Genomic DNA, 26304 nt, shown 5'->3' on the forward strand with positions numbered 1-26304 from the left:
AATTGGCCGAAGGCCAAGAGGGGGGCAGCGCCCCCCTGCTCAGCCCTCCGCGCCTCACGCCGCTCAGAGCTGCGCCATTACCGCGTCCGAGGCCTCGAAATTGGCGGTGACATTCTGCACATCATCGTCATCTTCCAGCGCATCCAGCAGCTTCATCAGCTTCTGCATGCCCTCAAGGTCCAGCTCGGTGCTGGTCTGCGGCTTCCACACCAGCCTGGTTGATTCCGCATCGCCCAGGCTGCCCTCCAGCGCGGTGGAAACCTCGGCCAGCTCGGTGAAATCGCACCAGATCACATGCCCATCGTCCGAGCTTTCCACGTCAGAGGCCCCTGCCTCGATCGCGGCTTCCATGACCGTGTCGCTGTCGCCCGCCTTCACCGGATACAGAATCTGCCCCATCCGGTCGAACATGAACCCGACCGAGCCGGTCTCGCCGAGATTGCCGCCATATTTCGCAAAGAGCGAGCGCACGTTTGAGGCCGTGCGGTTGCGGTTGTCCGTCATCGCCTCGACAATCACGGCCACGCCGCCGGGGCCGTAACCCTCATAGCGGATTTCCTCGTAATCCTCGGCATCACCCCCCTGCGATTTCTTGATCGCGCGCTCGATCACGTCCTTGGGGACAGAAACCGCCTTGGCTTCCTTGACGGCCAGCCGCAGGCGCGGGTTCTTGTCGGGGTCTGGGTCGCCCATCCGGGCGGCGACGGTGATCTCTTTCGACAGCTTGGAAAACAGCTTCGAGCGCGCGGCGTCCTGCCGGCCCTTGCGATGCTGGATATTGGCCCATTTGGAATGGCCTGCCATGGTTCTCTCCGCTTGAAATTCTTGGCCTGCCTCTACCGCAGCCCGGCCCCGTCTGGCAAGAGCGGGCCGGGGCCCGCGCGGGGGGAGGACGGAGGCAAGACAGAAAAAACCGCGCTCCGGGCCAGCCGGAACGCGGTCAATGCCGTTCGCCGTGCCGCAATCAGGCGGCGCGGGCGACCAGAACCTCGCCGACCTGGCGCTGTGCGCCAGCCTCATCAAGGCCCGAAACAGCGGCAACCTCACGCGTCAGCCGCTCCAGCGCGGCTTCGTAAAGCTGGCGCTCGGAATAGCTTTGCTCGCGCTGGTCATCGGTGCGGTGCAGGTCGCGCACCACTTCGGCGATGGACAGCAGGTCGCCGGAATTGATCTTCTGCTCATATTCCTGCGCGCGGCGCGACCACATGGCGCGCTTCACGCGGGCCTTGCCGCGCAGCGTGGCAAGGGCCTTGGAAACGATGTCGGGCGACGACAATGAGCGCATGCCCACCTGCGTGGCCTTGTCCGTCGGCACGCGCAGGGTCATCTTGTCTTTCTCGAACGAGATCACGAACAGCTCAAGCTGCATCCCGGCGATTTCGCGTTCCTCGATGGAAACGATCTTGCCCACGCCATGCGCGGGGTACACAACGAAATCATTGGGGCGAAACTCGGCCTTGCGGGTCTTGCTCATTCTGGCACTTCCTCGGCTTTGGCCCTTTTCAGCGACAGAAAACCCACGGGAAACAGCGCTTCCCGCGAAGACTTCTCGATATCGCCAAAAAAACATCGCACAGGCGAGCAGCACTGCGGATGCCGGGCAGGTTCTTTATGTAACCTTTTTCTAACACAAAAATGCTGCGAATCAAAGCACTGAATCCGCAGCAGGGGAACAGGCGGCTGCGCAACCACGCTGCCACGCCCTGAACAGGGCGCGCCATCACGATGCCGTTACGTCACCCGCCTCAGCCGTTTTCCTCAGTCGCCCTCGCCGGGCGCCTCCGAAAAATACTTGTCCATCTTGCCCGCTTCGCCATCGCGCTCGGTCGCTTCCGGCAGCGGGTCACGGCGCTGGGTAAGCACCGGCCATTGTTCGGAATACTTCCGGTTAAATTCAACCCAGGGTTCCATTTCCGGCTCGGTATCCGGGCGAATCGCATCGGCGGGGCATTCAGGCTCGCAGACGCCACAGTCGATGCATTCGTCCGGATGGATCACCAGCATGTTTTCCCCCTCATAGAAGCAGTCCACAGGACAGACTTCCACGCAGTCGGTGTATTTGCAGGCGATGCAGTTGTCGGTCACGACATAGGTCATGGCGGCGCTTGTCCTCGTTAAACCGTTCCGGACTTAATCCGGTTGTGCCGATCAATCAAGCCATGCCGGACAGATCGTTTGTATACGTCCAAATTTTTTGCCCGGATTCCCGCGCCTGCCTTCCGCTGCGACATTTACACTCACCACCGGCTGCCCCGGGAGACAGGCCGCTTTCACCCCTCGGCATCGCGTCCCCGCAGCGCGTCCATCGCGCGCCGGTCGCGGCCCTGCGGGCGGCCGCCAGCACGGGCCTGCGGGCGCGACAGGTCTGGCGGCGGCGGCGCGGGGGACAGGTCTTCGTAAAGCGCCTGCGCCTCGGGTGCCGGGCCGCGCCTTGTGCCGGGCGCAACAATACGCACCACGCGCACCCGTTCACCCTGCACGAAGGTCAGCACATCGCCGGGGCGCAGCAGCACGGCGGGCTTGGCCGCCGGCTGGCTGTTCACCCGCATCCGCCCGCTGCCCACCGCCTGCGCGGCAAGGCTGCGCGATTTGAAGAACCGCGCATGCCACAGCCATTTGTCCAGCCGGATGGGGCCGGATTCAGGGGCGTCCATGCCAGCATTTGCCGGCATCGCGCGTCAGGTCTTGTCGCGCAGGCCCATGAGGGCGGCGGCGAAGGGGTTGTCGGGGTCGATCCGGTCACGGCGCTTGTCAGGGCCAGAGGTGAAGCTGCGCGGCGCATCCTTCTTCGGCCCGCCGCTGCCGCCATCGCGCCGGGGCGGCTTGCCACCCTTGCGGTCGCCTCTGTCGCCACGCTCGGGCCGGTCCTTGCGCTCAGGGCGGCCTTGCGCGCCCTTGTCGGCCCGCTCAGCGCGGTCACCCGGCGCGCGGGCGGCCTGCTGCCCACCCGCCTGTGCAGCATCCGCGCCAGCCGGTGCGCCACGGCCACCGCGCGGCCTGTTGCGCTGCCCCTCGCGGCCTGCGTCGCGTGCGGCGCCGTCCTGCCCTGTCCGGTCCTGCCCTGTGCGTTGCCCCGCCTCCTGCCCGCCCTCACGGCGCGGGCCACGGCGCGGCTGCACACGCGGGCGCGGTGCCCAACGGAAGGTGAAGAACATTTCCAGCTCTTCAGTACCCCCCATCGACTCCTGCATCGGAATCTCAAGCGGCATATCCCCCGGAACCTCGACCGGCGTTTCAACCGGGCCTTCATCCGGCGCCTCGACAGGCACTTCCTGCGGCGCGTCATCGGGCAGTTCGACCGGCGGTTGCGGCGGCGTCTCGTCCGGGGTTTCAACCGGCACTTCGGTGGGAGGCGTCTCCGGCGTTTCAACCGGCGCTTCGGGTGTCTCGGCCGGTTCTTCGACCGGCGCTTCCACCGGAGTCTCGGTAGGCGCCTCAACCGGCACGTCAGGCGCCGCAACGCCTTCAGCCATATCCGACGCCCGCCCGATCACCGCTGCCGCGGCCTGCGCCACTGCGCGCGCCGCAATCTCCTCGGCGGTCAGCTCCACCGGGCCTTGCGGGCGCGATTTGGCCCGCTCGCCCTTCTCGGCGGCATAGCCCAGACCCTGCATCAGATCCGCGAACTGCTCCAGCGTCATGCCGGTGATCGACAGCATCTCCGGCGCGGCCTCGAACCCTGCACGGCTGTCACGGGCGCGCAACAGATCGGCCAGCCGCTCCAGCATATCAATGCGGATGGCGCGCGAACCGGCGGGCTTATACCCGGCAAGCGTGTAGTGCTGCGCGGGCACATCGGCGATGTTGGGAATGGTCACCAGCCCCGGCGGGGGGCTTTCGGGGAATTCGTCCAGCCCCTGCCCCAGCGACCACAGCACCAGCCGCAGCCTGGTCGGCGCGGGTTTGAGCAGCGCGGGCAGGAAGACAGTATACTGCCCAAAGCGGATGCCATGCTTGCGCAGCACGCCCCGCGCTTCCTGATCCAGTTGCTTGACCTCATCGGCCACCGATTCACGCGGCAGGATACCCAGCGCCTCGACCATGCGGAAGGCAAAGCCGCGCGCCAGCCCGGTCAGCGTCTCGTCGCGCTGAAGGTTGGTCAGCGGCTCGAACTGCGCGGCGATCTTGCGGTCGATGAAATGCTGCAACCGGCGGCGCACCTTTTCGGCAACCTCCGTCCCGGCCTCTTCATCGACAAAGCCCACGGCCTGCGGGCGCAGGGCATCGGCCCCGGCCACCAGTTTACCCACCGCTTCCGAGCCCCACATGAGCCCGCCCTGCTCGGTGAAATCCATCTCGCTGTCGGGGGCGTTATAAAAACGATCCGCCCGCAGATGGAAAGCCGGGGCCAGCGCCGCAACTGCGGCCTGCCGCAGCGTGCGCGCCTCTTCCGTCGAGGCGGTCTTGTCCTGCCGGAAGCGGAATCCCTCAAGACGGCCGATGAACTCGCCCTCGACCGTCACTTCGCCCTTGTCATTCACCTCGGCCACAAGGCTCTCCTTCTGGTTCAACCGCCGCAGCAACACGCTGGTGCGCCGGTCAACAAATGCAGCAGTCAGGCGTTCGTGCAACGCATCTGACAGGCGGTCTTCTACCGCGCGCGTCTCGCCGCGCCAATGGTTTTCGTCGCTTACCCACCCGGGCCTCTGTGCAACATAGGTCCATGTGCGGATAAACGCCAATCGCCGCGACAAAGTGTCGATATCTCCCTGAACCTTGTCGATGCGGGAAATGTTCCTGGCAAGCCAATCATCAGGGATTCGCCCGCCCCGATGCAGGAAACCATGCAGCCGGGCCAGCAAACCGGCATGTTCCGTGCTGGAAATGCCCCGGAAATCAGGGATTCGGCACACATCCCACAAAAGACGCACATCGCGGGCGTCGCGCAAAAGCCCGGCCACCTCGGGCATCGCGCCCAGGGTTTTCAGCGCCACAAGGTCATCGGATTCGCGCACCCGGGTCAGCCATTCGTCGCGGGTGGGGGTCTCCAGACTGGCGATCAACCGCTCAAGCGTGCCAAATTCCATCCGCGTGCTGCGCCACTGAAGTTTTCGCACCGGCAGAAACCGATGCGATTCGATGGCCTCGATCACCTCAGGATCCAGCGCACGCGCCTCGCCCGTCACGCCGAATGTGCCCGCCGAGGTGTGCCGCCCTGCCCGGCCCGCGATCTGCGCCAGCTCATCAGGGTTGAGCGGGCGCATCCGGCGGCCATCGAATTTCGATGTCCCGGCAAAGGCCACATGCTTGATGTCCAGGTTCAGCCCCATGCCGATGGCGTCGGTGGCCACCAGATAATCCACATCGCCATTCTGATAAAGCGCCACCTGCGCGTTGCGCGTGCGCGGCGACAGGGCGCCCATGACAATGGCGCAACCGCCCTTGGTGCGGCGGATCAGCTCGGCGATCGCATAGACGTTTTCCACCGAAAAGGCGACGATGGCGGAGCGCGCAGGCATCCGGGCGATCTTCTTTGACCCCGCCCATGTCAATGCCGAAAACCGCTCACGCCGGATGAAATGCGCGCCGGGCACCAGCGCCGCAATCGCCCCGCGCATCGTGTCCGAGCCCAGAAACATCGTCTCCAGCAGGCCCCGCGCATTCAACAGCCGGTCGGTAAAGACATGGCCCCGGTCAGGGTCGGCGCAAAGCTGGATCTCGTCGATGGCGATGAAATCGGCACCAATTTCAAGCGGCATGGCCTCGGTGGTGCAGACCCAGTATTGGGTGCGCTCAGGCACAATGCGCTCCTCGCCAGTGACCAGCGCCACCACCGACGGGCCGCGTATGGCAACGATCCGGTCATAGACCTCGCGCGCCAGAAGGCGCAGCGGCAGGCCGATGACCCCGGTGCGATGGGCCAGCATCCGCTCGATGGCGTAATGGGTCTTGCCGGTGTTGGTGGGACCAAGAACCGCCGTAACCCGCCCTTTGCCTGTCATGTCTCTGCCTTGATCTGCGCCTGAAGGTCGCGCGCGTGCGGCGCATTCCGGGGGCTGGTTAAAGCGCCCCGCCCCGGCTGTGAATCGCAATATGGGTTACAATGCCGGCCCTGCCAGTGCCCGGTCCAGCCGCTCGACCGCCTGACGCAGCCCGGGGCGGTGCGGGTTGAGCGCCAGCGCCGCGGAGAAAGCGGCACGCGCAGCCTCCAGGCGGCCCACCTGCTCAAGAATCGTGCCCATCCCGGCCAGCGCGCCGAAATGCTGCGGGTTGCGCGTCAAAACCTCTTCGATATCCGCCATCGCCGGGCCAAGCCGGTTGGCCAGAAACCAGGCCGTGGCGCGCGCATTCCAGGCCTCGGGGAATTCGGGGGCGTGGTCGATGACGGCGCTGAAATGCGCAATGGCGGCGTCTGTCTGCCCCTCGCGCAGGGCATCCTGCCCGCGCTGGAACAGATAGTCCGCCACCGCCGAGCCTGACCGCTGCCATTCCCGCTCGATCTGGCGCTCGATTCGCATCCAGCGGTCCTGATCAGGGCGCGCCAGTTCGGCCATCAGCCTGTCCAGATCGGCGGCGGGCAGGTCCTGGCCCTGCACCGGGGATGCGAAGGGAAGGAATCCGATGGCTGCCGCCACGACAAGATTGAGAAAAGGGCGCGGGTGCTTCATAACCACAAGATAGCGTATGCGCGGAGAATTGCGAGAGGCCGCGCAGCCGCAGAACCCCGAAACGCAATCACAAGCAGGACAGACAAGCCAATGAGCGAAGTGATCCAACAGGGCGTCGTGGCGCTCAACGAGAAACTCGATGGTGAGGGCTTTGACGGGCTCGCCAAATTCGTGATCGAGGAAGAGGGCACGATCGTCCTTGACAGCGACGGCGCACGCGCCGCCGATGACGACGCCGATGTGACGCTGACCGCCTCGGCCGAAACCTTCCGCGGCATGATGGACGGCAATGTGAACCCGACCATGGCCTTCATGTCCGGCCAGCTGAAAATCGACGGTGACATGGCGCTGGCGATGAAACTCGCCGCCGTCCTGTCCTGATCCGGCCGCGCCCCGGTGCCCGAGGCCGCGCCGCTGAACACCAATGAGGGCCCGCCCGGCGGGCAGGCCTTCTGGCTGCGCGCGTCAGACGGGGTGCGGCTGCGCATCGCCCTCTGGCCGGGCGCGCGCGGCACCGTGCTGGTGCTACCGGGGCGCACCGAATACATCGAGAAATACGCGCTGGTGGCGGGCGATCTGGCGCGCGCGGGCTGGGGCGCGCTGGTGATCGACTGGCGCGGTCAGGGGCTTTCTGACCGGCTGGCGGGCGATGCGGCACTGGGCCATGTCGGCCACTTTTCCGACTACCAGCTCGACATCGCCGCCGCCCGCACCGCCGCCGGAACGCTGGGCTGCACAGCGCCCATGCCGGTTCTGGCCCATTCGATGGGCGGCTGCATCGGCCTGCGCGCACTGTGCGACGGGCTGCAAACCCCCGCCGCCGCTTTCAGCGCGCCGATGTGGGGCCTGCCGCTGAGCCGCATCAAGCAGCTTGGCATCCGGACCATGGCGCGGCTCACCCGGCCGCTGGGGCGCGACACCGGCTACCTGCCCACAACGGGGCCCCAATACGGGCTGCCGTCGATGGCCTTTGCCGACAACCCCCTGACCCGGGACGCCGAACAATTCGCGCGCATGCAATCGCATATCCGCGAAACCCCGGCACTGGCACTGGGCGGTCCAAGCCTGCGCTGGGGCGGCGCGGCGCTCTCGGAAATGGCCGCGCTCACCCGCCTGCCTGCGCCGGATGTGCCCGCCCTGATCGGGCTGGGCGGCAATGAACGTATCGTCCGGCCGGCCGCGATCCGCGCTCAGGCGGCGCGCTGGCCCCGCGCTGAACTGGTGGACTACCCCGGAGCCGAACACGAACTCCTGATGGAAACCCCGCAGACCCGCGATGATTTCCTCTCCCGCGCCCTCGCCCTTTTCAAGCGGGCCTGAGCCCCCGGATCGTGAACACGTCAAACAGAAAAGGGGCTTCGCCCCCTGAGGGCCTGCGGCCCGTTCCCCGGCCTTGCCACGGGCGCGGCGCTCAAAACCGGGGCCTTCCACTGGCCCCCGAGACGCCGCTCACCCCCCAGGATATTTTCACACAGAAAATCGGGAAGACCGGAGCTGCCATTTTCTGTCCAAAAATATCCCGGGGGAGTCCGTTCTGCGAAGCAGAACGGACGGGGGCAGCGCCCCCGCGCCGCAAAGCGGCAAACAAAGAGGCTTCTGCGCCAGCAGTCCGTCCGGTCACCCCACCGCGCAGCCGCCCCTCAGCCCATCGCCTCAAGCCGCGCCAGAACCTCGGCAAGCCGCTCTGCCTCGTCACTCTTTTCCGCCAACTGGCCGCGCGTCTCTTCCACCACCTCTTCCGAGGCACTGGCAACGAAGCGCGGGTTGTCCAGCCGCCCTTTCAGCCCGCCGATATCCTTCTGCAGCTTTTCCATTGCCTTGCGCAGCCGGGCCATCTCGGCGCCCAGATCGATCACCCCTTCCAGCGGCAAGGCATAGGTCGCGCCCTCCACGGCGATGCTCAGTGCGCCTTTCGGCGCCGTTTCCGCCGGGTGCAGCCCGTCAATCCGCGCCAGCCGCTCGATCAGCGCCACATTGCGCGCATAGGCCGCCTGCGCGGGCGCATCCTGATCCAGCGCCAGCATCGGCAGCTTCAGCCCCACCGGCACCCGCATCTGGGTCCGGGCCGAGCGCACGGCCTCGATCAGCCCGATCACCCAGCCCATTTCACGGTCAGCATCCGGGTCAGCCAGATCCGTGCCGTATTCCGGCCAGTCGGCATGCGCCGCCATTTTCGCGCGTGTGCCGGTCAGCGACCACAGTTCCTCGGTGATGAAGGGCATGAACGGGTGCAGCAGCACAAAGCACTGATCCAGCACCCAACGCATGGTGGTGCGGGTCTCATCGGCGTGGTCGCCATCAAAGGTCGGCTTGGCGAATTCCACATACCAGTCGCAGACCTTGCCCCACACAAAACGGTAAAGCGCATCCGCCGCATCGTTGAAGCGATACGCCGCCAGCGCCTCATCCACCGCCTTCAGGGTGCGGGCGGTCTCGCCGATGATCCAGCGGTTGACGGTCTGGCTGGCCTTTGGCGGCAGCGCGCCGGGCGCGGGCACATCGTCGCCGAACACGCCGTTCATCTCGGCAAAGCGGGTGGCATTCCAGAGTTTCGTGGTGAAGTTGCGGTAGCCGGTGATGCGCTGGGTATCAAGCTTGAGCACACCGCCGAGGCTGGCCATGGCGGCATTGGTGAAGCGCAAAGCATCGGCACCGAATTCGTCAATGATATCCAGCGGGTCGACGACATTGCCAAGGCTTTTGGACATCTTCTTGCCCTTGGCGTCCCGCACCAGTCCGTGCAGATAGACGGTGTGGAACGGGACCTCCCCCACCACCGCCAGCTGCATCATCATCATCCGCGCGACCCAGAAGAACAGGATATCCTGCCCGGTGACCAGCACCGAGGTGGGGAAGTATTTTTCCAGCTCAGGCGTCTGTTCCGGCCAGCCAAGTGTGCCGATGGGCCAGAGGCCGGAGGAAAACCAGGTGTCGAGGACATCGGGGTCGCGCCAAATGGGAACGGGCCTAGCCCTTCCTTCCATTCGATCAAGCGCCCACTCATATGCTGTCTGTTTGCTTTCGACGAAAGCAACTTCTTCCCCGTAATACTGTTCGGCGGCTGCGAGTGCGCCGCTTCCTTCAGCTGCGCAGAACTTTGAGTCTGTGCCAAACCCACTTGACGGAATGGAGAGCTTTCCTTCGTCGTCGCGATTAGGCCCATACCAAACTGGTATCTGATGCCCCCACCACAACTGCCGCGAGATACACCACGGCTCGATATTCTCCAGCCAGTGGTAATAGGTCTTCTCGCCGCTCTCGGGCATGATCCTGACCGCCCCGCTGCGCACCGCCTCCAGCGCCGGTTCAACGATCTTCGCGGTATCCACGAACCACTGATCGGTCAGATACGGCTCGATCACCACTTTCGAGCGGTCACCGAACGGCTGCATGATCTTCTTGTTCTCGACCAGCGGCACCCGCTCCAGATGCTCGGAATGCGTCTCCGGGTCGATGGACTTCTGCAGCACCGTCACCGCCAGCCCCTCGGCCGTGATCGCCTCGACCACCGCCTTGCGCGCCTCAAACCGGTCCATCCCGCGCAATTCCCCGGGCACAAGATTGATCTGGCCGACATCACCCGCCGCCCGCTCACCGCGCGCAATCGCCCCGGCGATGACAGCACTTTCCTCATACGACAACCCGTCAGCACGCATCCGCGCCTTGGTGTCCATAAGGTTGTAAAGCGGGATGCCGTTGCGCTGCGCCACGCCGTAATCGTTGAAATCATGCGCGCCGGTGATCTTGACAGCGCCCGAGCCAAAGGCCGGATCGGGGTATTCATCGGTGATGATCGGGATCAGGCGGCGATGCTCTTTCGGCCCCACCGGGATTTCACAAAGCTTGCCGACGATGGGCGCATAGCGCGCGTCCGACGGATGCACCGCCACCGCGCCGTCGCCCAGCATGGTCTCGGGCCGGGTGGTGGCGATGGAAATGTAATCGCGCATCTCATCCACGATCACCGCGCCGTCCTCATCCTTTTCGATGTAGCGATAGGTCTCGCCCCCGGCCAAAGGGTATTTGAAATGCCACATATGGCCGTCAACCTCGGTGTTCTCCACCTCAAGGTCGGAAATCGCGGTCTCAAAATGCGGGTCCCAGTTGACCAGCCGCTGGCCGCGATAGATCAGGCCCTTGTTATAGAGATCGACAAAAACCTTGATCACGGCATCGTGGAAATTGCCCTCCTCACCCGCAGGCGCACCGGGGGCGCCGGACATGGTGAAGGCGTTGCGCTCCCAGTCGCAGCTGGCCCCCAGCCGCTTGAGCTGGCCGATGATGGTGCCGCCGGATTGCGCTTTCCATTCCCAGACCTTCTCCAGAAACTTCTCGCGCCCCATTTCGCGCCGGCCCTCGTTGCCGGCCTTGGCCAGTTCGCGCTCCACCACCATCTGGGTGGCGATACCGGCATGGTCCTGCCCGGGCTGCCAGAGCGTGTCAAACCCGCGCATCCGGTGCCAGCGCACCAGAATGTCCTGAAGCGTGTTGTTGAAGGCATGGCCCATATGCAGACTGCCGGTGACATTGGGCGGCGGAATCATGATGCAGAAGGACTCAGGCCTGCGCGCATTGGCCCCGGCGCGGAACGCACCCGCCGTTTCCCAGCGCGCGGCAATGCGCGGCTCGGCCTCGGCGGCGTTGAAAGTCTTGTCCATCGTCATTGCGGCATCCTCCGGCTTTCGGCGGTGTTTAGCGCCGCGCGCGGGAAAGGAAAAGGGCGCCCTTCGCCCGCCCGGCAGCACGGACCGCGAAGCCCTGCGCGCCGCCGCCCTTCATCTGTTCACAAATATCCTCGGGGGGAGCCGCGCAGCGGCGTGGGGGGCAGACAGCCCCCCTTCCGAAGCCTCAGGCCTTCGCGGCGATGACCATGAACTCGACCTTGTAATCCGGCGTCGCCAGCTTTGCCTCGCCGGTGGCGCGGGCGGGCGGGTTGGCCGGATCGACCCAGGCATCCCAGACCGCGTTCATCGCGGCGAAATCGGCCATATCGGCCAGCCAGATCGTGCAGGACAGAAGGCGCGACTTGTCCGAACCGGCCAGCGCCAGCAGCCGCTCAACCTCGGCCAGCGCGCTTTTGCACTGCTCGGTGACATCGGCGCCCTTGCCCACCTGGCCTGCCAGATAGATGGTGTCGCCATGGATCACCGCGCCGCTCATGCGGGTGCCGGGCTCGATACGTTGGATGGGGGTGCTCATCTGGTCCTTTCTGCCCCACAAGGGGGCGGGTGATCTTTCCGGCCCCCTGTCAACCATGCCACACCGCCCGAAGGCAAGAGGCCATCCGCGCCCTTTGCCATTGAAAGAGCGCCAGTCGCCCGGCAAAACAAGGTCACGCGCCCCAACGGAAGGAAAGCCCGCATGCCCCCCCCTGCCCTGCCCCAACCCACGGCAGCCGGTGCGGCGCTGCTTGAGACCTTCGGGCGCGTCATCGTGATCAACCTTCCTGAGCGCGCCGACCGCCGCGCGGGGCTGGAGCGTGAGCTGCGGCGCATCGGCCTCACGCTGGATCACCCGCAGGTCACCCTCTTTCCCGCGATCCGTCCCGACAGCGCCGGGGGCTTCCCCGGTATCGGCGTGCGCGGTGCCTATCTCAGCCACCTCGGGGTGCTGGAAGCCCTGCTGGAAAAGGGCTGGGAGCGCGCGCTGATTCTCGAAGACGATGTGGCGTTCTGCAGCGATTTCGAGACCCGCTTCCCGCCCGCCGCCGCCCGCCTGCGCGCCGGGCCGTGGGACATGGCTTATGGCCATGCCACCTTCACCGACCTGCCCGCGCCGCAGGGGTTGGCCGAACTGCCCGCAGACCGCCCGCTGGACCTGCTGCATTTCGTCGGCATGCGCGCGCAAACCGCACGGCTGGCCGTGCCCTTCCTGCGCGCCATGCTCGCCCGCCCCACCGGCAGCCCGGAAGGCGGGCCGATGCATGTCGACGGCGCCTATAACTGGTTCCGCGCCGCCCATCCGGGGTTGCGGGTGCTGGCCGCCTGCCCCCCGCTGGCAGTGCAGCGGCCCTCGCGCAGCGATATCGCCAGCGCCCGCTGGTACGACCGCCTGCCGGGCCTGCGCGCGCTGGCCACCCGGCTGCGCCAGACGCGGGCGGGTGGATAGGCCCCGCCGGAGAAAGGGTTTGATGCGGCACGCAGGAACGCGATCAAGCAATCACGTTGAAGCGCCGTCGCAGGCGCTTCTTGCCGGGCGCCCGTCCCTGCCGGTACCCGTTCCCGGCCCCGCAGCATGCATCCACCACGGAAAACCCTATACTTGCCCCCCGCCCGTCATCGGGCCCCGCCGGGTGGCTGACTAAACGCAATCGGATGATCGCGTTTCAAGCGCCGTCGCAGGCGCTTGCCGTCGCGCCTACCCGGCGGGCGGCGCATCCTGTTATCTTTTGCCGGGCCTTGTGCCGGTCAGCCGTCCTGCACCCCGGTGCCCGGATAGCCCGTCACCACCTGCCAGACCAGCGCCGGCGCCCAGTCCACCAGCGCCTGCGTGGCCCCTTCCGGGCCGGGCAGGCCGCGCGGATCACGGGCATAGACCACCGCGTAATGGGTCAGGGCCACGAGCCAGGCCCCCAGCGGCGTCAGGTGGATGTCATCGGTAAACAACTGACGGATATCATCCAGCCCTTCCGGCGCATCACCGCGCTCGATGGCATCATAAACCGCCGCCATCACCAGCGTTGCCGGGATCATCCGCATCTGCGCCGCGCCCTCGGGGCGGTTGGCGTTGACATGGTTCATGATCTCTTCCCACGCGGCAAATTCACGATCCAGCCGCGCGCGCCAGGGCAGCGCGAGATCGGCGTCGCCATGCGTGTCGAAACCCGGACCGGTATCCAGCGTCACCCAGCTTGCATAGAGCAGCACCTCCGCCCCCTGCCCGCCTGCGCCATTCTCCCAGCCGTGGCGCGCCCAGCGCAGTGCCTCGTCATCGCTGTTGTGCCATGGCCGGGTGCCGGACAGCGAGACCCGCTCGGTCTGCACCATGACATCGAAACCGGCGATATCCTCGCGGGCGTCGGGCGGATGGGTGCGGTTGTTCCAGCGCCAGTCCATCGGCGCGCCGGGAATGGTGGACAGCGCGATCCGGTCCCCCGCGCCACCTGCCGCCCGTACCAGCCGGGGCAGCGCCTGCCCCATCGGGTCTGTCAGACTGTGGCCGGACAGGATGATGCGCAGATCCAGCGGGCGGGCCGCCACCGGCGCGATCTCAAGGCGCGGATCGGCCGGAATCACGGACGCGGCGGGCTGTTCCGCCGCACCTGCCTCAGCCGAAGCCAAGACAACATCGGGCGCGGCCACCGGCACCGACCCGGCCACGGGCGCACCGACAGCCGCACCGACAGCCGCACCGACAGCCGCAGCGGCGGGCGCAGCGGCGGCACCCGCAGCAGCATCAACCACATGCAGCCCGCCCGGAGCGCTGACAACGGCCGCCACCCCGCCCAGCGCCAGCAATGCAAGAACCAGAACCCAGCGCATGCGCACCTCCACCATCCATTTCCCCTCACCATAGGGCCTTTCGCCTGCCACCGCCATCCGCACCACTATCCGCCACCACCATCCCCACTGGGCCGGCGCGTGGGCATTGCTGTACCGCAAAAGCTCCGATATGCCCGGCGACAGGAGGCCGCCATGCTCGATTTCGACACCATCCTCTACGCCCGCCGCTCGGTCCGGGGCTACCTGCCGCAGGAACTCGACCGCGCGCTGATCACCGAGGTGTTCACCCTTGCCGCCCGGGCGCCGTCCAACTGCAATGTCCAGCCGTGGCAGGTTCATGTGGTCTCGGGCGCGGCGCTGCGGGCTTTGGGCGCGGCACTGACCGGTGCCGCACGCCAAGGCCAGCCCCCCGCGCCGGATGTGGCGATGATCAGCCGCTATCACGGCGTGCACCGTAACCGGCAGATCGACGCCGCCCGCACGCTCTATGGCGCGATGGGGATCGGCCGCGATGACCATAACGGGCGCAGCGAGGCCTTTCTGCGCAACCTCGACGCCTTCGGCGCCCCGCATGCGGCCTTTCTGTTTCTGCCCGAGGGGTTCGACCTGCGCGAAGCCGCGGATCTGGGCGGCTATGCGCAGACGCTGATGCTGGGCATGGCCAGCCGCAACATCGCCAGCTGCGCCCAGGGCGCGCTGTCGCTTTACCCGGGCATCGTGCGCGACCATCTGGGGCTGGCGCCGGGGCCAAGGCTGATCATGGGCATCGCATTCGGCATCGAGGACCCCGGCCACCCCGCCAATGCCGCCCGCACCGAGCGCGCGCCTCTCGCCGATCTGGTCCGTTTCCACGACTGACCCCGGAAGGAAGGGGCCGCGCGGCCCCTTCTGGCACGCCCTCATCTCGGTAACGCTTCCTTGCGGATGCACCGGAGAGGGCGCTGTCGCCCTCCCTCAACCTCTGCGCAGGGGCAGGCCGAGGATGTCGCGGGCCTGTTGCCAGCTGGCGACGGGGCGGTTGAATTTTTCGCACAGCGCCGCCGCCCTTTGAACCAGTGCGGCGTTGGACGGTGCCAGCGTCTGGCGATCAAGGCGCACATTGTCTTCCAGCCCGGTCCGCGTATGCCCGCCCTTCGCGATACACCACTCATTCACCACAAGCTGATCCGGCCCGATACCCGCCGCGCACCACAGCGCATCCGGTGCGAACCGCCGCAGTGTTTCGATATAGAAATCAAGGATGCGTTCGTCGGCGGGCATGGCATTCTTCACCCCCATGACGAACTGCACATAAAGCGGCGCCTTCAGCCGCCCGTCAGCGGCCATCCGGGCCGCTTGCACGATATGCGACAAGTCAAAAGCCTCGATTTCCGGTTTCACGCCCTGCGCCAGCATTTCGGCGGCCAGCCAGTCCACCAGATCGGGCGGGTTCTCATAAACGCGGGTGGGGAAATTGTTGCTGCCCACCGACAGCGACGCCATGTCAGGTTTCAGCGCCAGCATGGCCCCGCGCGCCTGCCCCGCGCCCGAGCGCCCGCCGGTTGAAAACTGGAGGATCATGCCGGGGCAGTGCTTTTCCAGCCCTTCCTTAAGCCGCGCGAAGCGTTCCGGGTCGGACGAAGGCAGGCCCGCATCGTCGCGGACATGGCAATGGGCGATCACCGCCCCGGCCTCGAACGCGGCCTGCGTGCTTTCCACCTGCTCGGATATCGTGACTGGCACCGCCGGGTTGTCGGCCTTGGTCGGCACCGAGCCGGTGATCGCCACGCAGAGGATGCAGGGATTATCCTCAGGTCGCAGGAGGGCGGGCTGCATGGCAGTCATGGCGTGTCCTTACATATCCAGAAATACGGTCTCGCCCTCTCCCTGAAGGCGGATGTCGAACCTGTATAGTCCCGGGCCGGTTTTCTTCGCAATCAGCGTCTGAACCCGCTGGCGCTGCTCGATCCGCAGCAGGAGCGGGTCGGCGGCATTATTCTCATCCTCGAAATAGATCCGCGTCTGCAACCCGATATTAATCCCCCGCGCCACGATCCAGAGCGCGATATGCGGCGCCTGAAACCCGCCGCCGCGCATCGGCACAGGGTCGGGCTTGACGGTGCGCAGGGTGAATTCACCGCTTTCCCCGTCGGCGGCGAAGCGGGCGAAGCCCGTCACCTTGGGATCCGCCCCCTCCTGCCCCGGATAGCGCCCTGCTGCATCGGCCTGCCAGCTTTCGAACATCGCATCCCGCATGGCCCAGCCGGTGCCGTCAAAGATTGCGCCGGTGATGGTGATTACCTCACCCTGCGCGCCCTCTTCGATGGCGCGTTTGCCCAGATCTTCGGGATAGATCCCCTCCAGCCCGGCAAAGGTGGGAATGCAGCCGATATGCACATAGGGCCCGGCGGTCTGCGACGCCGTCTCAACCAGTGTGTCCAGTTTCTGCACCATGATCACATCCCCTCCAGCTTGTTCTCGAACATGGTCTGTCTGCGCCCGCGCAGCACGATATCAAAGCGATAGGCCAGAAAATCGAGCGGGCGGGCATGGGCCATGTCCAGCGGTGCGACCAGCCGGTCAAGCTGGCTGCGCGATTTGATGGTGGCGGCGATCGGGCAACGCTCAATCAGCGGATCACCCTCGAAATACATCTGGGTGATCAGCCGCTGGCCAAAACCGTGGCCAAAGACCGAGAGATGGATATGCATGGGCCGCCAGTCATTGGCGCGGTTCGGCCATGGGTAGGCGCCCGGGCGGATGGTCAGGAACTGGTAATACCCGTTCTCATCGGTGATGGTGCGCCCGCAGCCGCCGAAATTGGGGTCCAACGGGGCAAGGTAGCCGTCCTTGACATGGCGGTAGCGCCCGCCCGCATTGGCCTGCCAGATCTCCACCAGCGTATGCGGCACCGGGCGGCCCAGCTCATTGAGCACGTAGCCATGCATCAGGATGCGCTCACCAATAGCCGGGGCCGCGCCCTTGGAAAAGTTGAGGATCAGATTGTTGTCCAGCGCGCCCAGCAGGCCGTGGCCAAAGCGCGGCCCGGTTTCCTCCGTCAGGGTCGATTCCATCGACAGCAGCGGCAGGTTGGGCGAGCGGGTGACCGAGGTCTTGTAATCCGCGTCATATGCCACCGGATGCGCCGCGCGGTTGCGCGGTATCAGCGCGCCAAGGTCAGTCATCACTCTCCCCCTCCATCTCGGCATAGGTCTGTTTTGCCAGCTTGATCGCATGATTGGCGCGCGGCACCCCGGCATAGATGGCGACATGCTGGAAGGCCTCCATCACATCGCGCTGGCTGGCCCCGGTGCGGGCGGTGGCGCGGATATGCATGGGGATTTCCTCAAAATTCCCGGTCGCCGCCAGCAGCGCCAAAGTCAGCATCGAGCGTTCGCGCAGGCTGATCGCCTCTGATGCCCAGACCGTGCCCCAGGCCGCTTCGGTGATCAGTTCCTGAAACGGCGCATCCAGCGGGCCTTTGGCGGCCTCAGCACGGTCAACATGGGCATCGCCCAGTACCTTGCGGCGGGTCTGCATGCCCTTTGCATGGCGTTCACTCATAATGTCCTCCCTCTTGCGGGCTCAGTATGGCAGGCCGGTGTAGTTGCGCGCCATGGTAACCTGCGCGCTTTCCAGTGTCTCAAGCTGCAACAACTCGCTTTCCTGTATCTTCTGGTCGAAATCCGACTGGCCGGGGAAGCGATGCAGGATCGAGGTCATCCACCAGCTGAACCGCATCGCACCCCAGATGCGTTTGAGCGCGCGCGGCGCGTATTGGTCAAGCGCCGCGTCGTCACGCTCAAGGATCGCGCCCTGAAGCGCCTCAAACAGGTAATGCACATCCGACGCCGCAAGGTTCAGCCCCTTCGCCCCGGTCGGCGGCACGATATGCGCGGCGTCACCGACCAGAAACAGCCGGCCCCAACGCAGCGGCTCGGCGACGAAACTGCGCAGCGGCGCGATGGATTTTTCAATCGCCGGGCCTGTCTCCATGCTTTCCGCCACATCGGCGGGCAGACGGCGCTTCAGCTCATCCCAGAAGGCATGATCAGACCAGCCTTCAACATTGTCGCTCAGCGGGACCTGTATGTAATAGCGCGACAATGTCGGATTGCGCATCGAAGCCAGCGCAAAACCGCGCGGGTGGTTGGCATAGATCAGCTCTTCCGCAGCAGGGGCCGTGCGCGACAAAACTCCCAGCCAGCCGAACGGATAAACCCGCTCGTATTCGGTGCGCTTCTCAGCCGGGATCGACTGGCGGCTGATACCGTGAAAGCCGTCGCACCCGGCAATGTAATCGCAGTCGATCCGGTGGCTCTGGCCGTCCTTTTCATAGCTGACCCAGGGCGCGCTGCCCTCCAGATCATGCAACGCGACATTGAGCGCCTCATGGAAGATCACCGCGCCCGCCGCATCCTGCGCCGCATACAGGTCCTGCGTCACCTCAGTCTGGCCGTAAACCGTGACCGCCTCCCCCACCCGCGCCTGAAAATCAACCCGAAACATGCCGTTGACGGTGGAGAGGTTGCATCCCTCATGCGCAATCCCCTCACGCGCCAGCCGCGCGCCACAGCCCGCGCGGTGCAGCATTTCAACCGCTCCACGCTCCAGCACACCGGCGCGGATGCGGCCCAGCACATAGTCGCGGGTCTGGCGCTCCAGCACCACGGTGCTGATTCCCGCGCGCATCAGCAATTGTGACAGCAGCAGCCCCGAAGGGCCGCCGCCGATGATGGCGACCTGTGTGCGCATGTTTCCTCCCGGCGTTCCTGCTCGCTGGTAAATCTATGACACTGATACATCAAATGAATGGATAATCGCCGCTTTCTCTGGTATTTTCGGAACATGGACAGCCGCGCCACACCCCCCATTCCCGCCTATGCGCTTTATGGCGAGGGGCGCGGCTTTCCCGATGTGCTGCATTGCGAACGTACCGCCGACCGCGCCAGACTGCATGACTGGCGCATCGCGCCGCACCGCCACCCCAACCTGCACCAGTTCTTCCTGATCCGCTCAGGTGCCGCATGGATCACGGTGGACGGCCGCGCGCGCGACCTTGCGCTGCCGGTGCTGATCAGCATCCCGGCATGGGTGGTGCATGGCTTCCGCTTTTCAGCGGGCACCGAGGGGTTCGTGCTGACCGTGCCGCTTGCCGCCCTGCCCGAGGCCTTTGGCGAGGGCGCGCCGCTGGCGCTGGGGCGTTGGGGCGCCGCCCCCGCTGACGCGGCAATTGACGCCCTCTTTGAAGAGGTGATGCGCCAGCGCAGCCTTGCTGACACCGCCCGCACCCCGATGCTGCGCGCCCTCGCGCTGCAGATCGCCTGCCTGACGGCGCGCGCCCTGCAGGCCGGAACCCCGGCCACCGCCTCGCGCTATGCGCACCACATGCAGGCCTTTGAGGGGCTGGTGCGCAGCCATCTGCGCGACGGCTGGACCCTGCGTGACTATGCCGCCGCGCTCTCGTTGACCCCCACGCATCTAAACCGCGTCAGTCAGGCCATCGCGGGGCTGCCCGCCGCCCGCTTCGTTGAATCGCGCCGGTTCAACGAGGCCTGCCGCCTGCTGGCCTATACGCAGATGACGATTGCCGAGGCGGGCTATGCGCTGGGGTTTGATGACCCGGCCTATTTCTCGCGCGCTTTCCGTCGCCAGACGGGCGAAACCCCCTCTCACTACCGCAAACGGCTGGCCAGCACCGATCTGCCGGATGCGGCGCTGACAGGCATCAGCTGACGCAAAGTCACACCCGCCCCGGCTTTGCCCAATGAACAAACCGCGCTAGCGTGGGCAAGGCCCTAGCGGAGGAAACCATGCCTGATCCAGTCGCGCAGACCACCCACGCCCTTGCCCTGCGTGAAGGGGGCTATGCCAGCGGCCCGGTGCCGCAGATGCCCGACAGCCTTGCGCCCTTCCTTGAATATCGCAAGATCACCCTGCCCGCGCCCGGCCCCGGTCAGGTTCTGATCGAGGTGATCATGGCCCCCATCAACCCCTCCGATCTGTTCTTCATTCAGGGTGGCTATGGTCAGCCCCGGGTTCAGGGTGCGGCGGCGGGGTTCGAAGGGGTGGGGCGTGTGATCAGCGGCAATGGCCCTCAGGCCGGGGCGCTGCTGGGCAAGCGCGTGTCCTTCCTTGGCACGGGCAGCGGCAGCTGGGCCGGGCATGCGGTCTCTGACGCCGCGCTCTGCCTGCCGCTGCGCGATGACCTGCGCGACGAGGATGCGGCCGCGCTGATCGTCAACCCGCTGACAGCGGTCGCGCTGCTGGAGCGGGTGCGCGAGGGGCGCGGCAAGGGTTTCGTGCTCAACGCGGCAGGCTCGCAACTGGGACGGCTGATCCTGGGGCTGGCGCGCGATGAGGGGCTGGAGCCCATCGCCGTGCTGCGCCGTGACGATATCGCCGATGAATTGCGCGCCCTCGGCGCCAGCGCGGTGCTGAACACCACGGCACCCGATTTCGCGGCACAGGCGCAGGCCGCCATCCGCGCCCACAAACCCCGCACCCTGCTGGATGCGGTCGGCGATCAGGCCACGGCGGATCTGTTCTTCGCCATGCCCGCGGGCGCGCGCTGGATCAGCTATGGCCGCATGAGCGACAACCCGCCCAGCCTGACGCAGATGGGCCAGTTCATCTTCATGGACAAGCGGATCGAGGGGTTCTGGCTGTCGCGCTGGTTGCCCGCCGCCAGCCCTGAGCGCCGCGCGGCCGTGGTGGCACGGGTGCAGGACCGCTTCGTCAGCGGCCAGTGGTACACCCGCACCGCTGCGCGCCTGCCCCTCTCCGGCACCCTCGACAGCGTGCTTGCGGCACTGCACAGCGGCGCGGGCAAAGTCATGCTCCACCCCTGAGCCTTCCGGGCAGCGCCAGCAAATACACCGCCCCTGAACAAGAGGCACCGCGCCTGCCCCCTCACCTGTTCAGAAATATCCCGGGGGAGTCACCCGCAGGGTGGCGGGGGCAGCGCCCCCTCCCTTTTTCTGCAGCGTCAGCCGTCGTTGATATCGTGATGAATGCGCTTGCTCTGGCCACGGCGGCCCAGCACGCGGCGCAGGATCAGCCAGCAGGCCAGTGACATCAGGGCAAAGACCAGCAGCGCATTCAGCGGCGTGGCCAGCATCCAGCCGCTTCCCGGCAGGCCCAGACCGATCAGCACCCCGGTAAGCACCGCACCCAGTGCGAAGCCCACAAAGATATAGCCCGGCACCACGACCTCAAGGATCGCCAGCGCCAGACCCGCCGCCACCCAGACCCACCAGGTGGCCAGCATCAGTCCCGCCCCCCCGGCAGCCTGCCGCCCAGCATCTTGAACGCATCGCCGAAGGCATCCAGCGCCTGCGCGGGAACGATGATCGTCTGCTTGCCGGCGCCTTCACCAACCTTGGTCAGCGCCTCCACCTGTTTCAGCGCCACCTGATACTGCGCCGCCTCCAGCCCGTTCTTCGAGATTGCCTCGGCGATCACGCCGGTCGCATAGGCTTCGGCATCGGCCAGAACGCGGCGCGCCTTGGCCTCCTGCTCGGCGGCGTAAAGCTCCCCGTCCGAGGCCAGCTCCACCGCGCGGCGCTTGCCCTCGGCCTCGGTCACCAGCGCACGGCGGGCGCGCTCGGCGTTGAGCTGTTGCAGCATCGCCTTGCGCGTTGCCTCGTCAAGGTTCACATCCAGCAGCTCCGCCCGCGTAACCTCGATCCCCCAGTCATCGACAACGAACTTGATCGCCTCGCTGATGCGTTCGGTCAGGCGGGCGCGGTTGGCCTGCACCTCATCCAGCTCCATCGTGCCGATTTCCGAGCGCACGATCCCCGCTACCGTCGTCTGGATCGCGGCATCGACATCGCGGATCCGGTAGACCGTCTTCTCCGGCTCCATGATCCGGTAGAAAACGCTGGTTTCCACCTGCACCAGCACGTTGTCGGTGGTGATCGCATCCTGGCGGGTATTGGGCAGCTGGCGCTCCAGAATCGAGACCTTATGCGCGACCGTGTCGATGAAAGGCACAATCAGGTTGATCCCCGGCCCCAGCACCACCCTGAGCCGCCCGAACCGCTCCACCACATATTTCTGCGCCTGCGGAACAATCCGCACCCCCAGAAACAGCGAAACGATGATGAAAAGAGCCAGCAAAAGCAGCACGATACCGCCGCCGCTGATATAATCGGTAGGCATGAATAACTCCGTCGTCTGAGGCAGGTCCTGTTTCATCAAACCGAACCGGAAAGGAACATGGGCGCCACTATGCGCGAGAAGGCCGCGACTGGAAAGATGCGCCGGAGCCTGATGCCGTAAAGGGGGACCGGGTTTCTGCTTCCCGGACACGCGTTATCAAAGGGTCAGAGCAGGGCGCACGAATGTGGATGTGACACGCCCTAATCACGCAGCGCGGGCCAGTTGGCATCGGCCTGCGTGATATGGTCTTCCATGTCGCGCAGCCAGCGCCGGTGCACGCGGGTGGAGGCGTTCAGATACAGCCGCCCCTCGACGATCGTCCAGGCATGCGGGCTGACCGGCGCGGTATAGCCCTGCGACATGGCCCATGCGCAGAAGCCGCCGTATTGCGGTGCAAAGGCCTCCGGCGTGGCGAGAAAGGCATCGCGGTTGGCCGCAGAGACAAAGCGCCATTCCACCCCGCCCCATTGCGCGGTGAATTCCTCTGATCCCGGCCATGCCGCGCCATCGGTGAAATAGGCGACCGGGTCATAGCCGCGCAGCGCCAGCCCCTGATCGGTGAAGAATGCCTGCGCGTTCAGCCTGCCCGGCAGCATCCCCGTCAGCACCAGCGCCGGGGCCAACGCCAGCAGGCTTGCACAAAAGGCGCGTCGGTCCGCCATCAGCCATCCTCCTTGAAGAACCCGGCCCGCCCCTGTAGGGAAAGGCAAATTCCCCATTCTCCGGAGCACGCACATGGCCTCGTATCAGTATGTCTATCACATGGATGGCGTTTCCAAAACCTATCCCGGCGGCAAGAAGTGCTTTGAAAACATCCGCCTGAACTTTTTGCCCGGCGTCAAGATCGGTGTTGTCGGCGTCAACGGCTCGGGCAAATCGACGCTGCTGCGCATCATGGCCGGTATGGACAAGGACTTCTCGGGCGAGGCATGGGCCGCCAAGGGCGCGCGCGTCGGCTACCTCCCGCAGGAGCCGGAACTTGACCCGGCGCTGAATGTTCGCGGCAATGTGATGGAGGGCGTGGCCGCCAAACAGGCCAAGCTTGACCGCTACAATGAACTGGCGATGAACTATTCCGACGAGACCGCCGACGAGATGGCAGCACTTCAGGACCAGATCGACGCCGAAAACCTCTGGGATCTGGACAGCCAGGTCGATGTCGCCATGGAGGCGCTGCGCTGCCCGCCCGATGACGCCTCGGTTGACAGCCTGTCAGGCGGTGAAAAGCGCCGGGTGGCTTTGTGCAAGCTGCTGCTGGAAGCGCCTGACATGCTGCTGCTCGATGAGCCGACCAACCACCTTGACGCCGAAACCATCGCCTGGCTGCAAAAGCACCTGATCGAATACAAGGGCACGATCCTGACCGTGACCCACGACCGCTATTTCCTTGACGATATCACCAGCTGGATTCTGGAGCTGGAGCGCGGCCGCGGTCTGCCCCATGAGGGCAACTATTCCTCGTGGCTGGAGGCCAAGGCCAAGCGCGTGGCGCAGGAGGCGCGCGAAGACAAGTCCAAGCAGAAGGTTCTGGAGAAGGAACTGGAATGGATCCGTGCCGGTGCCAAGGCCCGTCAGGCCAAGCAGAAGGCCCGCGTCAACGCCTATAACGAGATGGCGAACAAGACTGAAAAGGAACGGATCACCAACGCCCAGATCATCATTCCGAATGGTGAACGCCTCGGCGGCAAGGTGATCGAGGTCACCGGCCTGAAAAAGGCGATGGGCGACAAGCTGCTGATCGAGAACCTCGATTTCACGCTGCCGCCCGGCGGCATCGTCGGCGTGATCGGCCCCAACGGCGCCGGTAAATCCACCCTGTTCCGCATGCTGACCGGCAACGAGCAGCCCGACGAAGGCACCATCACGCTGGGCGAGACGGTGCAGCTTTCCTATGTCGATCAGTCGCGCGACGCGCTCGAACCCAACGCCACCGTGTGGGAGGAAATCTCGGGCGGGGCGGAACTGATCGCCCTCGGTGACGCCACGATGAACAGCCGCGCCTATTGCTCGGCGTTCAACTTCAAGGGCGGCGACCAGCAGAAGAAGGTGGGCCAGCTTTCGGGCGGCGAGCGCAACCGCGTCCATATGGCGAAACTGCTGAAATCAGGCGGCAACGTGCTGCTGCTCGATGAGCCGACCAACGACCTTGACGTGGAAACCCTGCAGGCGCTGGAAGCCGCGCTGGAAGATTTCGCGGGCTGCGCCGTGATCATCTCGCACGACCGCTTCTTCCTTGACCGGCTGTGTACGCATATTCTGGCCTTTGAGGGCGATGCCCATGTCGAATGGTTCGAGGGCAACTTCGAGGCCTATGAAGAAGACAAGATCCGCCGTCTGGGGCCGGATTCGGTGGAGCCGAAGCGGGTGAAGTACAAGAAGTTTACGAGGTAAATGAGTGGATAGTTTTCGATTATACACTCTCTCCGAGACGCTTGCGAATGCACGAGGCTTGCTAATAAAAATTGCGGCCAACTCTGACGATATAAATACGCTGGGATTTCGAATTTTAGTTAACTCATCTTATTCAGAAGATGAGATGGGATCTCTTAGAAATCTTGAAAGGGATTATTTCAAATCAAAACCGCTAGCAGATATTATAAATCCCACCCTATCCAGAAGACTAGCAGAAGTGGTGGAAAATGGAAATGTGCTCTCTCTGATTTCTCAAATTCGCATTCATTTTGAAATTGAAGTAGAGAAAAAGAACAGTTTCAGACGCCGAATGCCTCAAACAGCACTAACGAATTTTTCAAGACTATTTTCGAAGTTTTTGCTTAAATACCCTTCATCCGGGGGACTGCGTGTCAACGACGTGAATGTCGACCTGTTCAATTTAATTTCAGAGATAGATCGTGCGCATGTAATTGTGAACGAAATATGGGAAGAATCTCATGACCGGGAAGCGAATGATCAACTCAGAGTTTTCGAGCCCTCGCGCATAAATATTAATACTATTGACCAATATATTGAAACTGCCGTTTCAATTCTGAATAATGATGAAATAATTAATATCGACGTTCAGAAGTTTACAATATTACAACTGACCGAGGCCCGAGCTGAATTACAATCAAATTCACCGGCATGGCAAAAGATCGTGGGGTCCCTCGTAATTTGCGCAACAATTTTATCCGGAATTGCCGCAGCGCCAGAAGCTTTGAGGAACATACGGCAAGCCCAAGACTACTTAACAAATATAGCTATATTGAGCATTTCAAAAGAACCGACTCCGCTCGCCCTGCCAAAACCGCAGCTAGCTCTGGAAGAAAACCCCAAGGACGACAAAGACCCACCTCTGAAATAGCTGTGCATTCCCTTTTTTATGTTTAAAATCCACTATTCTTTGGCGCTCGTGGGGTTATTCGGCAATGATCCTTTTTATATGACTCGTCTCAGTGTGTCTCCAAGCACCCATCCTATCGTCATAGACATCCCCCCCGATCCGCGCTAGCAATCCCCCAGCCATGACGCCTCATTATCGGTAGCCCTACCCATGAAGATCATCTGTATCGGCCTGCCCAAGACCGGCACCACCTCTCTTCACAACGCGCTCAAGCATCTGGGCTACACCAGCGTCCATTTCGCCAATGACCCGGTCACCGTCGATCAGCTCCGCCGGGGCGACTACCGGCTCAAGGTGCTGGAGGAACATGACGCCATCTCGGATATCCCAGTCCCGGCGATCTTCCCGCAGCTGGATACCGCCTTTCCCGGTGCGAAATTCATCGAAACCCACCGGCCTGTTGAAAGCTGGATCAGGTCGCAGCAGGACGCGCCGTTCAACAGCGCGCCCCCCAAACCCGGCCACCCGCGCGATTTCTACCGCGCCATGCTCTACGGCGTGACCTGTTTCAACGAGGAACGCTTCCGCTACATCCATGCCGAACACACCCGCCGCGTCGAACATTACTTCGCGGAACGCCCGCAAGACCTGCTGACCATGGACCTCACCAAGGGCCACGGCTGGGCCGAGCTCTGCGCCTTTCTCGGCAAGCCGGAACCGGCCATCCCCTTCCCGCGCAAGAACGTGAAGCCGAAAAATCCTGCGGCCTGAGGGCCCCTTCCCTTTACCCTCCCAAGCCCGTATAGCCCCCGGCTGAACACACGGGAGG

At 64.7% G+C, this 26304-nt stretch carries 26 protein-coding genes; 9 read left to right on the forward strand and 17 right to left on the reverse strand.

Going from position 1 to position 26304, the window contains the following annotated elements; translation table 11 throughout:
* Window positions 1-63: 63 nt before the first annotated feature.
* The 6 genes from V7Q53_RS18440 to V7Q53_RS18465 form a co-directional block, all read right to left on the reverse strand.
* The gene (locus V7Q53_RS18440; RefSeq protein ID WP_333830227.1) at window positions 64-804 is read right to left on the reverse strand and encodes a YebC/PmpR family DNA-binding transcriptional regulator; all 741 of its coding nucleotides are present in this window, start codon (window positions 802-804) and stop codon (window positions 64-66) included.
* 160 nt (window positions 805-964) lie between these two features.
* A complete protein-coding gene (locus tag V7Q53_RS18445) occupies window positions 965-1474 on the reverse strand; it encodes a CarD family transcriptional regulator (protein ID WP_333830228.1) in 510 nt (169 codons plus the stop codon).
* Between the two features lie 284 nt (window positions 1475-1758).
* Window positions 1759-2097 (reverse strand): ferredoxin FdxA, encoded by a 339-nt coding sequence (fdxA, locus tag V7Q53_RS18450; protein WP_333830229.1) that lies wholly within the window; start codon window positions 2095-2097, stop codon window positions 1759-1761.
* Window positions 2098-2270: 173 nt separating this feature from the next.
* Complete coding sequence (locus tag V7Q53_RS18455; RefSeq protein WP_333830230.1) at window positions 2271-2654, reverse strand: RNA-binding S4 domain-containing protein; 384 nt, start codon at window positions 2652-2654, stop codon at window positions 2271-2273.
* A gap of 24 nt (window positions 2655-2678) precedes the next feature.
* A complete protein-coding gene (locus V7Q53_RS18460) occupies window positions 2679-5942 on the reverse strand; it encodes a helicase-related protein (protein ID WP_333830231.1) in 3264 nt (1087 codons plus the stop codon).
* Between the two features lie 96 nt (window positions 5943-6038).
* Window positions 6039-6536: a tetratricopeptide repeat protein gene (locus V7Q53_RS18465; protein ID WP_333830232.1), complete on the reverse strand. Its 498-nt coding sequence runs from the start codon at window positions 6534-6536 to the stop codon at window positions 6039-6041.
* Between the two features lie 162 nt (window positions 6537-6698).
* Between V7Q53_RS18465 and V7Q53_RS18470 the strand changes: the two genes are divergently transcribed.
* Both V7Q53_RS18470 and V7Q53_RS18475 read left to right on the forward strand, forming a co-directional pair.
* Window positions 6699-6989, forward strand: a complete 291-nt coding sequence (locus V7Q53_RS18470; RefSeq protein WP_333830233.1) for an SCP2 sterol-binding domain-containing protein — start codon at window positions 6699-6701, stop codon at window positions 6987-6989.
* 15 nt (window positions 6990-7004) lie between these two features.
* On the forward strand, window positions 7005-7928 hold the full coding sequence (locus V7Q53_RS18475; protein ID WP_333830235.1) for an alpha/beta hydrolase: 924 nt from the start codon (window positions 7005-7007) through the stop codon (window positions 7926-7928).
* A 320-nt stretch (window positions 7929-8248) separates the two neighbouring features.
* Here V7Q53_RS18475 and V7Q53_RS18480 read toward each other — a convergent pair whose 3' ends face one another.
* Both V7Q53_RS18480 and V7Q53_RS18485 read right to left on the reverse strand, forming a co-directional pair.
* Complete coding sequence (locus tag V7Q53_RS18480; RefSeq protein WP_333830237.1) at window positions 8249-11272, reverse strand: valine--tRNA ligase; 3024 nt, start codon at window positions 11270-11272, stop codon at window positions 8249-8251.
* Between the two features lie 184 nt (window positions 11273-11456).
* Entirely contained in the window at window positions 11457-11807 is a 351-nt protein-coding gene (locus V7Q53_RS18485) for a RidA family protein (protein WP_333830238.1), read from the reverse strand.
* A gap of 162 nt (window positions 11808-11969) precedes the next feature.
* Between V7Q53_RS18485 and V7Q53_RS18490 the strand changes: the two genes are divergently transcribed.
* Window positions 11970-12716, forward strand: a complete 747-nt coding sequence (locus tag V7Q53_RS18490; RefSeq protein ID WP_333830240.1) for a glycosyltransferase family 25 protein — start codon at window positions 11970-11972, stop codon at window positions 12714-12716.
* A 299-nt stretch (window positions 12717-13015) separates the two neighbouring features.
* On the opposite strand, the gene V7Q53_RS18495 is transcribed toward V7Q53_RS18490, so the two are convergent.
* Window positions 13016-14146 (reverse strand): hypothetical protein, encoded by a 1131-nt coding sequence (locus tag V7Q53_RS18495; protein WP_333830242.1) that lies wholly within the window; start codon window positions 14144-14146, stop codon window positions 13016-13018.
* 96 nt (window positions 14147-14242) lie between these two features.
* On the opposite strand from V7Q53_RS18495, the gene V7Q53_RS18500 reads away from it, so the two are divergent.
* Complete coding sequence (locus V7Q53_RS18500) at window positions 14243-14908, forward strand: nitroreductase (protein ID WP_333830244.1); 666 nt, start codon at window positions 14243-14245, stop codon at window positions 14906-14908.
* A gap of 96 nt (window positions 14909-15004) precedes the next feature.
* Here the strand turns inward: V7Q53_RS18500 and V7Q53_RS18505 are convergent, their stop codons facing one another.
* From V7Q53_RS18505 to pobA, 5 genes are read right to left on the reverse strand one after another with little or no spacing between them, the layout of a single operon-like run.
* A complete protein-coding gene (locus V7Q53_RS18505; protein ID WP_333830245.1) occupies window positions 15005-15874 on the reverse strand; it encodes a 3-keto-5-aminohexanoate cleavage protein in 870 nt (289 codons plus the stop codon).
* A 9-nt stretch (window positions 15875-15883) separates the two neighbouring features.
* A complete protein-coding gene (pcaG, locus tag V7Q53_RS18510) occupies window positions 15884-16483 on the reverse strand; it encodes a protocatechuate 3,4-dioxygenase subunit alpha (RefSeq protein ID WP_333830247.1) in 600 nt (199 codons plus the stop codon).
* A 2-nt stretch (window positions 16484-16485) separates the two neighbouring features.
* Window positions 16486-17214 (reverse strand): protocatechuate 3,4-dioxygenase subunit beta, encoded by a 729-nt coding sequence (gene pcaH / locus V7Q53_RS18515; protein WP_333830248.1) that lies wholly within the window; start codon window positions 17212-17214, stop codon window positions 16486-16488.
* Complete coding sequence (pcaC, locus tag V7Q53_RS18520; RefSeq protein ID WP_333830249.1) at window positions 17207-17593, reverse strand: 4-carboxymuconolactone decarboxylase; 387 nt, start codon at window positions 17591-17593, stop codon at window positions 17207-17209. Before pcaC ends, pcaH begins: the two co-directional genes overlap by 8 nt.
* A gap of 21 nt (window positions 17594-17614) precedes the next feature.
* Window positions 17615-18784: a 4-hydroxybenzoate 3-monooxygenase gene (pobA, locus tag V7Q53_RS18525; protein WP_333830251.1), complete on the reverse strand. Its 1170-nt coding sequence runs from the start codon at window positions 18782-18784 to the stop codon at window positions 17615-17617.
* Between the two features lie 57 nt (window positions 18785-18841).
* Between pobA and V7Q53_RS18530 the strand changes: the two genes are divergently transcribed.
* Both V7Q53_RS18530 and V7Q53_RS18535 read left to right on the forward strand, forming a co-directional pair.
* Window positions 18842-19765, forward strand: a complete 924-nt coding sequence (locus V7Q53_RS18530) for a helix-turn-helix domain-containing protein (RefSeq protein WP_333830252.1) — start codon at window positions 18842-18844, stop codon at window positions 19763-19765.
* Window positions 19766-19842: 77 nt separating this feature from the next.
* Entirely contained in the window at window positions 19843-20880 is a 1038-nt protein-coding gene (locus V7Q53_RS18535) for a zinc-binding dehydrogenase (protein ID WP_333830254.1), read from the forward strand.
* 137 nt (window positions 20881-21017) lie between these two features.
* On the opposite strand, the gene V7Q53_RS18540 is transcribed toward V7Q53_RS18535, so the two are convergent.
* The 3 genes from V7Q53_RS18540 to V7Q53_RS18550 form a co-directional block, all read right to left on the reverse strand.
* A complete protein-coding gene (locus V7Q53_RS18540; RefSeq protein WP_442954451.1) occupies window positions 21018-21299 on the reverse strand; it encodes an NfeD family protein in 282 nt (93 codons plus the stop codon).
* A complete protein-coding gene (locus tag V7Q53_RS18545; RefSeq protein ID WP_333830255.1) occupies window positions 21299-22195 on the reverse strand; it encodes an SPFH domain-containing protein in 897 nt (298 codons plus the stop codon). Before V7Q53_RS18545 ends, V7Q53_RS18540 begins: the two co-directional genes overlap by 1 nt.
* A 200-nt stretch (window positions 22196-22395) precedes the next feature.
* A complete protein-coding gene (locus tag V7Q53_RS18550; RefSeq protein WP_333830256.1) occupies window positions 22396-22857 on the reverse strand; it encodes a YHS domain-containing (seleno)protein in 462 nt (153 codons plus the stop codon).
* Between the two features lie 73 nt (window positions 22858-22930).
* On the opposite strand from V7Q53_RS18550, the gene ettA reads away from it, so the two are divergent.
* The 3 genes from ettA (at window position 22931) to V7Q53_RS18565 (ending at window position 26246) form a co-directional block, all read left to right on the forward strand.
* On the forward strand, window positions 22931-24586 hold the full coding sequence (gene ettA, locus V7Q53_RS18555) for an energy-dependent translational throttle protein EttA (RefSeq protein WP_333830257.1): 1656 nt from the start codon (window positions 22931-22933) through the stop codon (window positions 24584-24586).
* A 4-nt stretch (window positions 24587-24590) separates the two neighbouring features.
* Window positions 24591-25496 carry a hypothetical protein gene (locus V7Q53_RS18560; protein WP_333830259.1) on the forward strand — a complete coding sequence of 302 codons (906 nt, stop codon included), beginning with the start codon at window positions 24591-24593 and terminating at the stop codon, window positions 25494-25496.
* A gap of 189 nt (window positions 25497-25685) precedes the next feature.
* Window positions 25686-26246, forward strand: a complete 561-nt coding sequence (locus tag V7Q53_RS18565) for a sulfotransferase family protein (protein WP_333830260.1) — start codon at window positions 25686-25688, stop codon at window positions 26244-26246.
* Window positions 26247-26304: the final 58 nt, after the last annotated feature.

This window comes from Pararhodobacter sp. (assembly GCF_036802785.1).
Lineage (GTDB): Bacteria > Pseudomonadota > Alphaproteobacteria > Rhodobacterales > Rhodobacteraceae > Pararhodobacter.

What these genes read in the sequence shown, in the direction of transcription:
- V7Q53_RS18440 (WP_333830227.1), bottom strand. Translation starts at nt 804, where the DNA reads ATGGCAGGCCATTCCAAATGGGCCAATATCCAGCATCGCAAGGGCCGG.
- V7Q53_RS18470 (WP_333830233.1), top strand. Translation starts at nt 6,699, where the DNA reads ATGAGCGAAGTGATCCAACAGGGCGTCGTGGCGCTCAACGAGAAACTC.
- V7Q53_RS18445 (WP_333830228.1), bottom strand. Translation starts at nt 1,474, where the DNA reads ATGAGCAAGACCCGCAAGGCCGAGTTTCGCCCCAATGATTTCGTTGTG.
- pcaH (WP_333830248.1), bottom strand. Translation starts at nt 17,214, where the DNA reads ATGACTGACCTTGGCGCGCTGATACCGCGCAACCGCGCGGCGCATCCG.
- V7Q53_RS18505 (WP_333830245.1), bottom strand. Translation starts at nt 15,874, where the DNA reads ATGACTGCCATGCAGCCCGCCCTCCTGCGACCTGAGGATAATCCCTGC.
- pcaC (WP_333830249.1), bottom strand. Translation starts at nt 17,593, where the DNA reads ATGAGTGAACGCCATGCAAAGGGCATGCAGACCCGCCGCAAGGTACTG.
- V7Q53_RS18460 (WP_333830231.1), bottom strand. Translation starts at nt 5,942, where the DNA reads ATGACAGGCAAAGGGCGGGTTACGGCGGTTCTTGGTCCCACCAACACC.
- fdxA (WP_333830229.1), bottom strand. Translation starts at nt 2,097, where the DNA reads ATGACCTATGTCGTGACCGACAACTGCATCGCCTGCAAATACACCGAC.
- pobA (WP_333830251.1), bottom strand. Translation starts at nt 18,784, where the DNA reads ATGCGCACACAGGTCGCCATCATCGGCGGCGGCCCTTCGGGGCTGCTG.
- V7Q53_RS18490 (WP_333830240.1), top strand. Translation starts at nt 11,970, where the DNA reads ATGCCCCCCCCTGCCCTGCCCCAACCCACGGCAGCCGGTGCGGCGCTG.
- V7Q53_RS18545 (WP_333830255.1), bottom strand. Translation starts at nt 22,195, where the DNA reads ATGCCTACCGATTATATCAGCGGCGGCGGTATCGTGCTGCTTTTGCTG.
- V7Q53_RS18455 (WP_333830230.1), bottom strand. Translation starts at nt 2,654, where the DNA reads ATGGACGCCCCTGAATCCGGCCCCATCCGGCTGGACAAATGGCTGTGG.
- V7Q53_RS18480 (WP_333830237.1), bottom strand. Translation starts at nt 11,272, where the DNA reads ATGACGATGGACAAGACTTTCAACGCCGCCGAGGCCGAGCCGCGCATT.
- V7Q53_RS18535 (WP_333830254.1), top strand. Translation starts at nt 19,843, where the DNA reads ATGCCTGATCCAGTCGCGCAGACCACCCACGCCCTTGCCCTGCGTGAA.
- V7Q53_RS18565 (WP_333830260.1), top strand. Translation starts at nt 25,686, where the DNA reads ATGAAGATCATCTGTATCGGCCTGCCCAAGACCGGCACCACCTCTCTT.
- V7Q53_RS18540 (WP_442954451.1), bottom strand. Translation starts at nt 21,299, where the DNA reads ATGCTGGCCACCTGGTGGGTCTGGGTGGCGGCGGGTCTGGCGCTGGCG.
- V7Q53_RS18495 (WP_333830242.1), bottom strand. Translation starts at nt 14,146, where the DNA reads ATGGCGGTGGCAGGCGAAAGGCCCTATGGTGAGGGGAAATGGATGGTG.
- V7Q53_RS18550 (WP_333830256.1), bottom strand. Translation starts at nt 22,857, where the DNA reads ATGGCGGACCGACGCGCCTTTTGTGCAAGCCTGCTGGCGTTGGCCCCG.
- V7Q53_RS18485 (WP_333830238.1), bottom strand. Translation starts at nt 11,807, where the DNA reads ATGAGCACCCCCATCCAACGTATCGAGCCCGGCACCCGCATGAGCGGC.
- ettA (WP_333830257.1), top strand. Translation starts at nt 22,931, where the DNA reads ATGGCCTCGTATCAGTATGTCTATCACATGGATGGCGTTTCCAAAACC.
- pcaG (WP_333830247.1), bottom strand. Translation starts at nt 16,483, where the DNA reads ATGGTGCAGAAACTGGACACACTGGTTGAGACGGCGTCGCAGACCGCC.
- V7Q53_RS18530 (WP_333830252.1), top strand. Translation starts at nt 18,842, where the DNA reads ATGGATAATCGCCGCTTTCTCTGGTATTTTCGGAACATGGACAGCCGC.
- V7Q53_RS18500 (WP_333830244.1), top strand. Translation starts at nt 14,243, where the DNA reads ATGCTCGATTTCGACACCATCCTCTACGCCCGCCGCTCGGTCCGGGGC.